Annotated in this window: 9 protein-coding genes; 6 read left to right on the forward strand and 3 right to left on the reverse strand. The window is 44.5% G+C overall.

All coding sequences use genetic code 11. The features are described 5' to 3' along the window. Positions 1 to 18 precede the first annotated feature (18 nt). The 6 genes from OQX61_RS03270 (at position 19) to OQX61_RS03295 (ending at position 10404) form a co-directional block, all read left to right on the forward strand. Positions 19 to 339 carry a DUF6660 family protein gene (locus OQX61_RS03270; RefSeq protein ID WP_265840237.1) on the forward strand — a complete coding sequence of 107 codons (321 nt, stop codon included), beginning with the start codon at positions 19 to 21 and terminating at the stop codon, positions 337 to 339. 69 nt (positions 340 to 408) lie between these two features. Further along, positions 409 to 4794 (forward strand): CusA/CzcA family heavy metal efflux RND transporter, encoded by a 4386-nt coding sequence (locus OQX61_RS03275; protein WP_265840238.1) that lies wholly within the window; start codon positions 409 to 411, stop codon positions 4792 to 4794. 4 nt (positions 4795 to 4798) lie between these two features. Then, complete coding sequence (locus OQX61_RS03280) at positions 4799 to 6082, forward strand: efflux RND transporter periplasmic adaptor subunit (RefSeq protein ID WP_265840239.1); 1284 nt, start codon at positions 4799 to 4801, stop codon at positions 6080 to 6082. Positions 6083 to 6157: 75 nt separating this feature from the next. Beyond that, positions 6158 to 6577: a transcriptional repressor gene (locus OQX61_RS03285; RefSeq protein WP_265840241.1), complete on the forward strand. Its 420-nt coding sequence runs from the start codon at positions 6158 to 6160 to the stop codon at positions 6575 to 6577. A 113-nt stretch (positions 6578 to 6690) separates the two neighbouring features. Beyond that, on the forward strand, positions 6691 to 8733 hold the full coding sequence (locus OQX61_RS03290) for a heavy metal translocating P-type ATPase (protein ID WP_265840243.1): 2043 nt from the start codon (positions 6691 to 6693) through the stop codon (positions 8731 to 8733). A 105-nt stretch (positions 8734 to 8838) separates the two neighbouring features. Next, positions 8839 to 10404 carry a hypothetical protein gene (locus OQX61_RS03295; RefSeq protein WP_265840244.1) on the forward strand — a complete coding sequence of 522 codons (1566 nt, stop codon included), beginning with the start codon at positions 8839 to 8841 and terminating at the stop codon, positions 10402 to 10404. Here OQX61_RS03295 and OQX61_RS03300 read toward each other — a convergent pair. The 3 genes from OQX61_RS03300 to OQX61_RS03310 form a co-directional block, all read right to left on the reverse strand. Next, positions 10391 to 11815, reverse strand: coding sequence for a GDSL-type esterase/lipase family protein (locus OQX61_RS03300; RefSeq protein ID WP_265840246.1), 1425 nt, complete (start codon positions 11813 to 11815; stop codon positions 10391 to 10393). The genes OQX61_RS03295 and OQX61_RS03300 overlap by 14 nt on opposite strands. Before the next feature lie 7 nt (positions 11816 to 11822). Continuing rightward, positions 11823 to 13358, reverse strand: coding sequence for a DUF4955 domain-containing protein (locus OQX61_RS03305; protein ID WP_265840247.1), 1536 nt, complete (start codon positions 13356 to 13358; stop codon positions 11823 to 11825). Between the two features lie 76 nt (positions 13359 to 13434). Continuing rightward, positions 13435 to 14754: a polysaccharide lyase 6 family protein gene (locus OQX61_RS03310; RefSeq protein WP_265840249.1), complete on the reverse strand. Its 1320-nt coding sequence runs from the start codon at positions 14752 to 14754 to the stop codon at positions 13435 to 13437.

Genomic DNA, 14754 nt, shown 5'->3' on the forward strand with positions numbered 1-14754 from the left:
AATCTATAAGTTTGCGGGGTGAGGTATTTAGCTTATATATTTACGATTGTCATCATGGCCCTTTCTGTATGGCCATGTTGCGACGATGAAGCTAAAATCAGCACCGAACAAACGCATATCAGCGAAGTACAAGATATCCCTTGTGATCAGGATCCAGGTCCACACACCTGCTCTCCATTCTTCCATTGCAGCACCTGCCAGGCTTTTGCAATCCCCAGCCCGGGCAATTTCATCAACACCATCGTATTTTCTAAAAAAGAAGTCAGCTACCCTGAACTTCCTGCCGCTCCGCTTATTGTCTTTGCAGGAGATATCTGGCAACCCCCTCAGTTAGGATAATCTACTCCATTTTCATCACCCGGTGGTGAATTCATGTATTGATTATTTTTAGCAACAAGACAAACCCTTATGTTTGATAAGATTATTTTATTCTCTATAAAGAATAAACTGGCCATTGGTTTAATGACACTTTCCCTGGTCATCTGGGGCATTTACTCCCTAACCAGATTGCCCATAGATGCGGTACCCGACATCACAAATAACCAGGTACAAATCATGACCCAGGCGCCAAGTTTAGGCGCACAGGAAGTCGAGCAATTTATTACGGCTCCTATAGAACTGGCCATGGCCAACATCCCTCAGGTGATCGAAAAACGTTCCATATCCAGGTCTGGAATCTCGGTCATCACCATCGTTTTTGAAGACGACACCGATATTTACTGGGCACGCCAGCAAGTGAGTGCCCAACTGAAAGAAGCAGAAGCCAATATCCCTAAAGGACTGGCAGAACCTACTCTAGCCCCCATTACCACTGGATTGGGAGAGATTTACCAGTATGTACTGCATACTAAAAAAGGCTATGAAAAGAAATACAATGCCACCGACCTCAGGACTTTACAAGACTGGGTGGTTAGAACACAACTTGCCGGAACTAAAGGCGTAGCCGAAGTAAGTGGCTGGGGTGGCTATGTGAAACAATACGAAATCGCCCTCGATAATGATAAACTAAACTCCCTCAATATTACCATTGCTGATATCTATAAAGCATTAGAAAACAACAATGAGAATACCGGAGGTTCCTATATTGAACAACAAAGTAATTCCTATACCATCCGTGGCGTCGGACAGGTAAAAAGCCTGTCGGATATTGAAAAGATTGTTGTGAAAAACATGGGGGGCGTACCAATCCTCATCCGCGATGTGGCTACGGTACAATTTGGTTCTGCCACCAGATATGGTGCAGTAACCCGTGACGGCGAAGGCGAAGTGGTAGCCGGCATCACGCTCATGCTCAAAGGAGAAAACTTCAATGAGGTGATCAAAAATGTAAAAGAACGCATTGAGCAGATCCAGAAATCCCTACCTGAAGGAGTCGTGATCGAACCCTTTATTGACCGTACCGAATTGGTAGGCAGATCCATCAGCACCGTTCAGAAAAACCTGATTGAAGGTGCACTGATCGTTATTTTCGTGTTACTCCTGTTATTGGGCAACTGGAGAGCTGGTCTAATCGTGGCTTCTGTGATCCCGCTATCCATGCTGTTTGCATTTGCGATGATGCGTCTTTTTGGCGTCTCCGGAAACCTGATGAGCCTTGGTGCTATAGATTTCGGACTGATAGTAGATGGTGCGGTGATTATCGTAGAAGCCATCATTTTCCGGTTAACGACCAGAAATCAGGGAAAGGATAACCTCCCGCTCAGCGACGAGCAAATGGATGAAGAAGTATATACCGCTTCTTCGAAAATCAGAAACAGCGCCGCTTTCGGGGAAATCATTATCCTGATCGTTTACCTTCCCCTATTGACACTGGTCGGGATTGAAGGTAAAATGTTTAAACCGATGGCACAGACCGTAGTTTTCGCCATTGTCGGTGCTTTCATTTTATCCATGACTTACGTTCCAATGATGGCCGCTTTAGTCCTGAGTAAGAACACCAGGCATAAACGCAACATTTCTGACAAAATCATGGACGCTATGTTAAGCGTCTATCAACCAGCACTGAAAGCGGTTTTGAAATTCAAAAAACTCACTGTAGCTGCAGCCGTTCTAATGTTTGCGGTCACCCTTTGGGTATTCAATAGTATGGGTGGTGAATTCCTTCCGCAATTAGAAGAAGGTGACCTGGCCGTAGAAATCTCGATGTCGCAGGGAACTTCCCTAAGCCAGGTCGTAGAAACTTTTGGCAAGGCCGAGAAGATATTAAAAGATAAGTTTCCTGAGGTTAAACAAGTGGTTACCCGTATCGGAAGTGCCGAAATCCCTACAGACCCGATGCCTGTAGAACGAGGCGATATGATGGTGGCCATGATGCCTAAAGAAGAATGGACTTCCGCAAAAACTAAAGAGGAAATGTCCGAAAAGATGGAAGAAGCACTGTCCATCCTGCCCGGTGTTAACATAGAAATCACCCAACCGATGCAAATGCGTTTCAATGAGCTGATGACGGGTGTCCGACAAGATGTAGCCATAAAAATCTACGGAGAAGACCTGGACATATTGACACAACAGGCCAATAAAATCGCCAGACTAATTGCCCCTGTTCAAGGTGTCAATGAGCCTTTTGTAGAACAGGTAACCGGACTTCCCCAGGTTGTAGTTGAATACGACCGTGATAAAATCGCGCAATACGGACTGAGCATTTCTGATGTCAACACCCTTTTAAGAACCGCTTTTGCAGGTAATACTGCAGGTGTGATCTTCGAAGGAGAGAAAAGATTTGAAATGGTTGTTCGTTTACAAAGAGACCTGCGTGAGAACATTTCAAGCATTGAAAACCTCTACATTCCCTTGCCATCCGGCAATAAAGTACCACTCAACCAGGTGGCCAGTGTGACCTTAAAAAATGCACCGGCACAAATCTCCAGAGAAGATGGAAAACGCAGAATCTACGTCGGATTTAACGTAAAAGGCAGAGATGTTGAACGTACCGTAGCAGAAATTCAAAGCATCCTGGATAAGAAATTAAAACTCCCTTCCGGATATTACCTGACTTATGGCGGACAGTTTGAAAACTTAACGAAAGCGAAAGACAGGTTGTCTATTGCTGTTCCTATCGCCTTAATCCTGATTATGGGCTTGCTATACATGACATTTAAGTCCTTTAGCCAAACCCTCCTGATCTTTACGGCCATCCCTCTTTCTGCAATTGGAGGTGTTTTCGCCCTAATTCTGAGAGATATGCCTTTCAGTATTTCTGCCGGAGTAGGTTTCATCGCATTATTTGGTGTGGCTGTACTCAATGGAATTGTATTGATCGGCTATTTCAATCAATTGAAAGAAGAAGGCATGACCGATATCTACCAGCGTGTGATGGAAGGTACAAAAGTGAGGTTACGCCCGGTGATTATGACTGCCGCTGTAGCTTCCCTGGGCTTCCTGCCAATGGCACTTTCCGGTAGTGCAGGTGCAGAAGTACAAAAACCTTTGGCCACAGTGGTAATTGGTGGCTTACTTTCCGCTACCCTACTTACCCTGTTCGTACTCCCTTGTTTATACTTATTGTTTTCCCGTAAAAAGGAAGAATCTGATAAATTTAATCCTAATCAAATGGTAAAAAGCTTGTTTATCATCGGACTGATCGGTTTAACCAGCTTTAGCAGCATGAATACTGCTAAAGCACAAAACAAAGCACTCAGCCTGGATAGCATGATTGCTATGGCGGTTAACAACAACTTAAAGCTGAAATCCGCCAAACTGGGCATAGATCAGTCGAAAGCCTTACAGAAATCCGGCTTTGACCCTGGAAAAACAGAATTCTCTGTCACGCAGGATCCTACAAGTGGTGGTGGTAATGACAACTCAGTGAATGTGACCCAGACTTTTTCATGGCCTGGATTGTATAAAAACCAGAGTAAGGTGTTGCAGATGGAAACCAGCTTAACGGAAAAAGCGTTCAACTATTCCCGTGCAGAAATTGTCCGGGATACTAAAACCGCTTATTACAATTATCTGTACTATACCCAGACTTTAAAAGTGTTGAATTTCCAGGATAGCATCTACCGGAGTTTCATTAAAAAGGCAGAAGTGAGACATAAATCCGGCGAAACTTCTAATCTGGAACTCATGACAGCCAGAAACAAGTATCAGGAAGTGCAAGCCTTAAAGAATGCCGCACAAGCGGAATTGAAAATTCAGGAACTGAGCATCCGGCAGTTACTGAACACCAGGAATCCAATTGTTCTGGCTTCAACTGATTTGCCCTTGTTAACTACTGATAAACCAGATTCGGCTCACAAAAGCTTAAATCCCCTACTGAGTTACCAGGAACAACAGGTGGCAATTGCCAATGCAAAAATCGCCTTGCAGAAATCTAAAGCGATGCCTGATTTCACGCTTGGTTATAGTCAGCAGATGGTGATCAAATCGTTTAACCCTGCAAATATAGACCGGAGTTATACACCCGGTACCCGAATTGCAGGATTGCAGGTTGGTGTTGCTGTGCCCCTGTTTAATGGTGCTGGTCGCGCAAAAGTGAAGGCAGAAAAAATTGCCGTACAAATTGCTGAAACCGATTACCAGAATACAGCACGTGATTTTGAAATCCAGTATGAGCAAATATTTCAGGAATACCTGAAAAACAAACAGATTCTGGATTATTATACCAGTGTGGGTTTAAAACAGTCAAAAGAGCAATTGCGCATTGCACAGGTATCATTTGATCTTGGAGAGATTGGTTACATGGAATATGTGCAAAACATTTCCCTGGCCATTCAGAGCCAGATCACTTACCTCGAAACACTAAATCAGTTAAACCAGACCAGCATTCAATTGGCATTTATCAAAGGAGAATAATCAGATGAACTTATATAAAAACAACTTACCGCTTGCCTTAGTATTCGCATTATTGCTAAGCACTTCCCTGATCGCCTGCAATGGCAGCAAAGAAAAACCGGCAGAAAAAGAGGCGACCGAAGTACATGAAGAGGAGGCAGAACATAGCGATGAAATTGAACTGACCGAACAACAAATGAAAGCGGTAGGTATTGAAATCGGCACCATTCAGGAGAAAAACCTTACTGCCGTAGTGAAAGCCAGTGGCCAATTGGCCGTACCACCACAAAATGAGGCCAAAGTAAACCTGCTTTCCGGTGGGATCATTCGTAAGATCAATGTACTGGAAGGACAAAGAGTAAGGAAAGGACAAGCCCTGGCAGTGGTCGAAAATCAGGAAATGATTAAACTGCAACAGGATTATCTGTCTGCAAAAAACGGCTTCTCTTTTGTCGATGCGGAATATAAACGTCAGCAGCAACTGAAAGCCGCAGATGCCGGAACGGGCAGATCTTTCCAGCTGGCAGAAGCAAATTACCATACAGAGCTTTCAAAAATCAAAGCCCTGGAACGTCAGCTACAACAACAAGGTATCTCTCCTAAAAACGTTTCCGCAGGAAATATCACGGCACAAACCACGGTCACTGCCCCTATTTCCGGAACTATTGGCACCATACAGGTCACTACCGGTGCTTTTGTACAACCGGGTACTTCCTTAATGGATATCGTAGACAACTCAAAAATCCATGCCGACTTACTCGTATATGAGAAAGATCTTTTCAAAGTTCAGGTTGGCCAGAAAGTGAGTTTCAGGTTAACCAATCAGGATAATCAACAAATTGAAGGCGTATTGACCGGGATCAACAAATCATTTGAAGACGATACCAAAGGCGTAATTGTTCACGCGGTAATCACCAAACCATTACCCAACCTGATTCCAGGGATGTATGTAACGGGATTGATCAGTGTAGGCACCGAAAAATCGCCGGCAGTACCGATTGATGCAGTCGTAAAAGCCGAAGGAAAAGAATATATTTTCATTGTGGAAGAAGAAGCGAAAACAGATGAACATGAAAAAACAGCGGAGCCTAAAAAAACCGCAGAGCCTGAAAAAGAAGCCCCAAAAGGCGAAGCGCAACATGAACATGGTACCCATTTCAAAAAGGTAGAAGTGGTAACCGGAGTTTCTGAACTGGGATATATCAGTATCACACCACTGGAAAAACTCCCTGAGAACACCAGATTAGTGGTTAAAGGAGCATTTTACCTGCAATCTAAATCTACGGCACCTACAGCTCACTCCCATTAAAAATTGGTATTTTTACCATTATAAAATTGAGGTTGCAAATCTGTAAAGAGAAGCTAACCTCCTAAAGATCTTCAAATGACGAAAGACATCGAACAAAGGCTAAAAAGTAAAAACATCAAGCCCACTGCTATGCGATTGCTGGTACTGGATTTTTTGATGCAGCAAAATACAGCCATTAGTCTGAATGATCTGGAGAAAGGTATGGGGCCTTCCGACAGGATCACCCTGTACCGTACCCTGAAAACTTTTGAAGAAAAAGGCCTGGTTCACCACATTGAAGATGGAACAGGCACTACAAAATATGCTTTGTGCATGGAGGAATGTGATGATCATCACCACCACGACCTCCATGTACATTTCTATTGCAATAACTGCAAGGAGACATTCTGTTTACCAAACACCAAAATCCCACAAATCTCCCTCCCTGAAAAGTTCAGGTCTGAAGAGATGAATCTGGTGATAAAAGGCGTATGCGATCGTTGTAATCCCGGTTAAAAACCCCTGCCATCCCTACGAATCCAACAATTAGCTCCCCTAACTTTGCAATAGCATTGCATCACAATTGCTGGTAAATTTGTATATTAATTATAAACAAGATACCAGAATCTATGAGAGCCAAAGACTGCTGCGATACAGAAGAAACCAATAGAACCATCATAAAAGGCCGGGATCAACATCCTAAAAATGGCCATTCCAAAAACACTCATGCCGGACATCAGCATGAGGGCCACCAGCACAGCGCTGAAGAAAGCCATGACGATGATGACGGACATAACCACGGATCCGGAGAACCGGAATCATGGACCAGTCACTGGCCACTGCTTACAGCTCTGGCTGTTGTGATGATCATGCTCACGCTGGAATACGGCTTTAACATCACCTTTAACCAGCTTACCCAGCTGATCATCTTTGTTCCTGCCTACCTGTTGGCCGGCTATAATGTCTTAGAACTTGCTTTCAAAAAAGCCATGAGGTTCGATTTCTTCAATGAGTTTTTCCTGATGAGCGTCGCCACTATTGGTGCCTTTGCCATCGGTTCCTACAGTGAAGGTGTGGCCGTTATGGTCTTCTACTCTATCGGAGAATGGTTCCAGGATAGTGCTGTGAACAAAGCAAAAAGAAGCATTAAAGCCCTTTTAGACATCAGACCGGATAGTGTCGATGTTATCCGTGAAGGAAAAGTGATTACTATTGCCCCGGCTGAAGTCGCCATTGAAGAAATTATTCAGGTAAAACCCGGAGAAAAAGTAGCCCTGGATGGCGTTCTTTATTCCGAAAAAGCGACTTTCAATACTGCTGCCCTAACCGGTGAAAGCAAACCGGATTCCAAAAACAAAGGCGATCAGGTATTTGCCGGAATGATCAATTTAAACCAGCTGGCACAAGTTCAGGTGAAATCGCTGTTCAAAGACAGCAAGCTGAGCAAAATTCTGGAAATGGTACAGGATGCGACCGCCAGAAAATCACAGACCCAGCTTTTCATCTCCAGATTTGCCAAAGTATATACGCCAATTGTATTCCTGCTGGCCGTCCTGGTCATCGCCCTTCCCTGGTTCTTTGTAGCGGATTATAATTTCCAGGACTGGTTTTACCGCGGACTGGTATTCCTGGTGATCAGTTGCCCTTGTGCACTGGTTGTATCTATTCCGCTCGGCTATTTCGGGGGAATCGGACTGGCATCCAGAAATGGGATCCTGTTCAAAGGATCGAACTTCCTGGACATCATGACTAAAATTGATACTGTAGTGATGGACAAAACCGGTACCCTGACCAAAGGTGTTTTCCAGGTGCAGAAAGTCAGTACCGAAGGAAATATTGAGGAAAAAGAATTCATACAATTACTCGCGGCTATTGAAAGTAAATCGACACATCCGATTGCCACAGCGATTGCTGAATATGCCGGAACCACACCAGACCACAGTAAGGTCAGCGATGTAGAAGAAATCGCCGGACATGGCTTAAAAGGGCTGATTGACGGCAAAGAAATCCTTGCAGGTAATGCAAAGCTCCTTAAAAAGTTCAACATTGCTTATCCTGCGGATATAGATACTATCGTAGACTCCGTAGTGGTGGTGGCCATAGATCATAAATTTGCAGGTTACGTAACCATTGCCGATGAGGTCAAAGAAGACGCAAAACAAGCCATTGCAGACCTGCATGCTTTGAACATTAAAACCGTCATGCTTAGTGGAGATAAACAAAGCGTGGTGGATAAAGTCGCTGCATTTTTAGGCATAGACCAGGCATTCGGCGACCTGCTCCCTGAAAACAAAGTGACAAAAGTAGAAAACCTTAAAGCCGAAAAAAGAACCCTTGCTTTTGTAGGGGACGGCGTAAACGATGCGCCGGTAATTGCACTGGCAGATGCAGGAATTGCCATGGGTGGATTGGGTAGTGATGCGACCATTGAAACTGCCGATATCGTGATTCAAAACGATCAGCCTTCCAAAATAGTAGCGGCCATTAAAATTGGTAAGCTTACCAGAAATGTCGTTTGGCAGAACATCATCCTCGCCATGAGTATCAAAGTGATTGTACTCATTCTTGGTGCAGGTGGAGTAGCCAACCTCTGGGAAGCCGTAATTGCAGATGTAGGTGTAGCCTTACTGGCCATTTTAAATGCCGTTCGCATTCAAAGAATGAAAGTATAACCGATGTAAATTGCCAGGCTTCTTGATTACCCTGCCAATTTAAACGATTAAATTTTAGAATATTATAGCGCTATTGCATGGTCATAAACCAAACACTGACCATAAATGAAGCACAAATTTACCCTGAGTGTGCTGGCCCTCCTGGCCAGCACCTTTCTTTTCTCTTTTATCAACGACTATGCCCCGGGGATCAATGATCCCTACATTACCGGTCATAGCAACTGGAAGTCAAAATTCCTGGACATCAATAAAGACGGAACCATCAGCTACCACCCCGACGAACAAGGAAATACCATCCCGGATTTCAGTCTGGTAGGTTACCATCACGGACTAAGCCCTATCCCCAAACTTAAACTCTTCAAAACCTTACATCCTGTCAATGGCGATGCCGGAAGCATGATCCAGCAGGCTATTGACGAACTTTCGGCCATACCCGCAGATAAAAACGGTCACAGGGGAACCATTCTGTTGACTAAAGGCAGTTACCCGATTGCCGGAACCCTGCACATCAAATCTGACGGAATTGTACTTAAAGGCGAAGGAAACACGGCCAATGGCACAAAGCTCATTGCTACCGGTAAAGGCTCCCGCTCCCTCCTGCAAATCAACGGAACCGGTCAGGTTACAGAAATCCCTGGAACCAGGGTAAACATCACAGACACTTATGTGCCTACCGGCGCAAAATCCTTTAAAGTAACCAATGCCAAAGCATTCAAAGCCGGAGATAAAATCATCCTTTTCAGACCAGGAAGTCCCAATTGGATCAAGGATATACAAATGGATCAGATCATAGCCAGACAAGGCACCAAACAATGGAAAGCCGAAGAATATAACCTGAGTTATGAAAGAGAAATCACCCGCATAACCGGGAATACTGTTTTCATTGACAACCCTGTGGTCATGGCCATAGACCAGAAATACAGCACGGGAGCCATCTACAAATACAGCTACAAAGGTCGTTTACAGGAAGTTGGCATAGAAAACATCCTGTTTGAATCTGAATATGCAAATGATATTGATGAAGACCATGGCAATATTGCTGTCGACTTTGACCATGTCGAGAATGGCTGGGTAAGCAACATCACCGCACGCTTTTTCATTTATGCCGCGGTTAGTCTGAATACAGGTGCGAAAAACATCACTGTTAAAGATTCCAAATGTCTGGATGCAAAATCTATCATCACAGGCGGTAGAAGGTATTCTTTCAACAATAACGGACAGCAGAATCTATTCATGAACCTCGAAACCACGGAAGGCCGTCACGATTACGTAACCGGAGCTAAAACAGCCGGACCTAACGTATTTTACAACTGTAAATCCAGAAATACCCATGCCGACATTGGTCCACATCACCGCTGGGCAACCGGAACACTATACGACAATATCGATACTGATGGACAAATCAACGTTCAAGACCGTGGAAACTGGGGTAGCGGACATGGCTGGTCGGGTGTCACCCAGGTTTTATGGAACTGTACAGTAGAATCGGCAGCTGTCCAAAACCCATGGGCATCCGGTAAAAACTACGCCATTGGCCTTAAAGGCAAGAAAGTAGCCGGAAGATTACCGGGAAAACCTGATGGAGAATGGGAAGCTCAGGACCAGAAGGACCTACAGCCAGCATCCTTATTCCTCGCACAACGCAAAGCCGCCGGAATTAATATCCGGTAGCTTTCAACATAAAATCTACAATAGGTTGCGGATTGGGAAGACTATGCGGATGATGTTTGCCTTCCGGCTTATGAATCAACTGGATATTCCCGCCCGCAGCCTTAATTTTCTCTGCAAAAGGAAGGCTGTTTTCTGCCATGGGCACCACCTCATCCAAATCACCACAAACGTGTAACATCGGATATTTCCCCTTCACAATGGCTGCAATCTGATCTATCGGACTGCCTTTAAAACCAACACTTTCCGCATCATTGGCATAACCATAATCTTTCAGGAAAGCGGTCCAATTCTCTTTACTCCCGGGGCCTGTACCCTTTCCTCCTGGCCAGCTTTTTAAATCCAGCACCGGATTATCGGCATAAATACAAGCTACTTTATCCGGATTGGCCGCAGCCCAATTATAGACATACACACCGCCCCTGCTCATTCCTTCCATCACCGCTTTCTTCGCGAAGCCCATCTTTTGCAGGGCGCTGTAAAAATCATTCCAGATCCCGATGGCTTCCGCATTGCCAAACAACTCGGCCACATCACAATACACTACATGAAAACCACGTTCCAACATGGCAATATCTGTTTGTGGCTCATGTCCGAAAAACCTCGCTCTCCATACCCAGGGCATCCCTTGCGCCACCTGCTTCGGACTTACGATCCTTGCCTCACGCCCTTTAAAAGAAAAGCTCAGTGCTTCGTAACCATAAAAAGAACTCCGCTTCACAGGCGTTTTAATCTTCCCGGAAAGGTCTTTTCCTGGCTTTGTTTTTTGAAGGATAAAAGACTTTAAACGTTCCGCAATAAAGGTATCACCCGCTGCATTTGGGTGGACTTTGTCCGCCAGTAAGGCCTCCTTATCCGCAAATAAAGCATAAAGATCCAGCAATTCCAGTCGTTCCTCATAAGCGATTTGCTGTACCATGGGCATCAGGCTATCCTTCAGGTAAGTACCCGAAATCCCAAATTTCGTCTCAGAAAAAGCCTTCAAAGGAAGTAATAAAACCACTTTCGGCTTAGAAGCCAGGCCCTGAAAACTATGGACCATCTCTTTATAATCTGCGACAAAAGAACCCATCTGCGCGCGGTTGATCAGCTTACTATCATTTGTCCCGAGTTTGATGAAAACCAGGTCCGGACGGCTAGCCAATACCTGTTGATATTCGGGGGTGTTCCAATATGGTTTGTTCCCTTTTTTAAGCATGGTTGCCCCGCTTACTCCAAAATTCAGCACCTCATAAGCAGGTCCAAGCATGGCCTGAAACTGCGCAGGATAGGATTCCCTGGCGCGGTCTTTTAAACCAGAACCAAAGGTGATGCTATTCCCGACACAAACAATCCGCATTTTCGATTGCGCATACCCCTCATAACCAGTAAAAAAAACCAGCCATATCAAGAAGCACTTAAATACTTTTCCCATGTAATTTCTATTTAGCTTTCGCCAGGTCAATTCCTTTTAATCTCAACTGAAGCTGAGCCTCAAACAAAGAAGCAGGAAGCACCCGTTTCCCTTGTGACTCATTAATGCCGGTATGGTCAAAAGTTACCACTTTATCCGCAGTAAAACCAACTAAAATAGGCAAGGCGATCGTATAGTTTCTCCTACGTGAGCTATCCCAGAAATCATAATGCTGATCTTTTACAGATTTATGCTGAAAATTCCACAGTACCAGTTCCTTACCATGATGTGGGTATCCCGGTTCAGGGCCTCCTAAATTATAAAACACCCCACCTTCCACGTTGTCATAAAGTGTTGCATAAGGTTGTCCGGAGTGGATATCAATATTCTGATCAACGCCCAGACTACAGTTCGTAATCACCGTCCCTACTGCACTATAACCGGTTCCGGCACCATGATGTTGCGCCCCGTTAAAGGAACAATTCTTCACCAACACCCCATATCCGGCACGCGCATGAATTGAGGCATGGCCCTTTTTTCCTCTGAAATGAGTGTTTTCTATGGTCATCCGGTAGCCGGAGCGGATAAAAACCCCCTCATTCAGGTCATGAAATTCGCAATTCCTGATCCAGCTGTCCTTTAAGTACTCCATTCCAACTGCCTCATACGCATAATCATGTATCTCATTCTTATGGTGGACAAACTCTTCGGGGTAATTTTTCCAGTTACTGGAGAATCTAAGGTCTTCAATTCCGCATTCTGACAAGGAATTATAGCTTTCTATGTCCCAGGTTCCACTCTTCACCAGTTTTATATCCAGGTGAACCGGGTTCTTGAACACAACCTGATTTCCGGCAATCTTTGCGATCGTATGAATCTCATAAATCTGCATTCCTCCCTTATCGCCAAACAGCCTTGACCATTGTGGTCTTAAATCCAATGGCGCAAAATACAACCTGGTAAACTCCTCGGACCTGTGTCGGATCACCACATCTTGTCCTACTTTCAATTTCGAGGCATCCTGAACATTTACTGCAAAAGTTTCCCTGCCGGCATCAGCTACAATGGTGGTCAGTTTTTTTCCGCTTACAACCTCAGGTTGAAACAGAAACTGACGTCCATGAATCCGCATATTTGCCTGGTAGATTTCCGTTCCGGCAGTACCGCTTCCGGAGCCTTTCAAAATAATCCCGCTTTTAGAAATCCGGATCTGTTTTTTCGCATCTCCATCCGGGGCAACCAGGTATTTACCCGGCTCAAAGAAAACAATCCCTCCACCCGGATTTGCTTCCGCTGCATCAACTGCTTTCTGGATAGACGCGTCATCAAAAAGTTCGTCATTTGGAATCGCCCCATAATCGGCTACTTTAAACACCTTTTTACCTGTCAGGGAAGGCAGCTCTTTTTCCGACCAATGGTATCCGGCATAAGAGAAATCCGGAAGAATGGGAGTTGTACCCTGCTGTTTTGCCGTTACGAAGTCGGTCCACAGTGGAGATATTTGTTGTGATTTCCCCACGATTGCCATACATAGCAAGGGGAAAATAAGCATTGATCTTTTCATCGGAGGAAGTATATTAAATGGGACTGTGCCAGAAAATGACAAGCACAGACCGCTTCATTAAATGAAATACAAAGAATTATAATATTGGAAAAGAGGTGTTCAGTTTAGCCCAACCCGGACCAATTTTGCTGATTTCCCAGAAAGGCTTAAATGCCCGCTGTCCCGGTTTTAGGTACAAGCCATTGGCCATCTTTTTAAGCGCTTCATTTTTCAGTACAAAACCTTTTTCAGGAGTACCGGAATAAGAATTACTGAATATCAGGTTATCCTCAAAAAGAACAGATACCTTTTCATCGTACCATTTTAAGGGAGATTGATTCGCCATAATAATATTCTTTGCAAAAACCGTGTTTAAAGCAGGCAAATACCGACCTGGATTATAACCCGCAGCAATGGCAAAAGGCTCTGTGCAATTCAGGATCAGATTGTCCTGAATCACGGCGTTTTTCACCTGCCAATGACTGGTTAATATCGGATTTGGCAATCCCGCCATGACAGAAATTGCCGCGCTAACGCTGGTTCCTGTTAAGTCCTGAAAGTAATTGCCTTGTACCAGGTGATCTTCTCCTATGATGCGTACCCCACCGGTTTTAGGCTTCCCATTGCCAAGAAAGAAATTTCCGGAGACTTCCGAATGGTTCCCATGTCTTAAGGTCAGCGTCGCCTTGCATTCGTAGAACAAATTGTTTCTAATGATATTCCTGCATGACTTATTGGAAACGGCTTCTAGCTCCCCGTCACAATGCTCAAAAATATTCTCTTCTACTATCGTAAACGAATCATGAAAAGACCAGGTACTGGTCCCGATTCTGATCGTTTCTCCACCATTTCTTCCCAACTCCGGACGTGGTCCAAAATAATTATGATCGATCTGGTGGTAATTTGGTTTTTCAGAAAGCCATACAATAAGGGTAACCCCTTGATGGCGCTTACCCTTAAAAAAGCAATGGTCTACCCGGTTGCGACTTCCTCTTAGGGAAACCCAACGATAATCCACCTTTTCATCCGCAGGGTTATAATCAACCACCGCAGTATTGGTTAACCTGCAAAAGGAGGAATTATCAGAAAAACCGATCACATCACCTGCGCTGATAAAACCATTGGCAAAAGATAAACCATCCACCAATAACCAGGTCCCGTCGATGACCAGCGAAGAACTGCCGGTCAATAAAGTTTTCCCTGGATTTGCAGCCATTAAAACAATGGGACGCGTTTTGCTCCCATTGCCTTTAAATACAATTTTCTGATCCTTCCAGTCCCCTTCTTCCATCAACACCCGATCTCCCGGAGCTAAAACCAGGGCTTCTAATTCCTTTGCAGAACGTATGCGATAATCCTTTGCCTGCCCTAAAACAGCTATCCATACAAGAAAAACAGTAAAAAGTATAGTTTTCAT

It is taken from the genome of Pedobacter sp. PLR (assembly GCF_026239675.1).
Classification (GTDB): domain Bacteria; phylum Bacteroidota; class Bacteroidia; order Sphingobacteriales; family Sphingobacteriaceae; genus Pedobacter.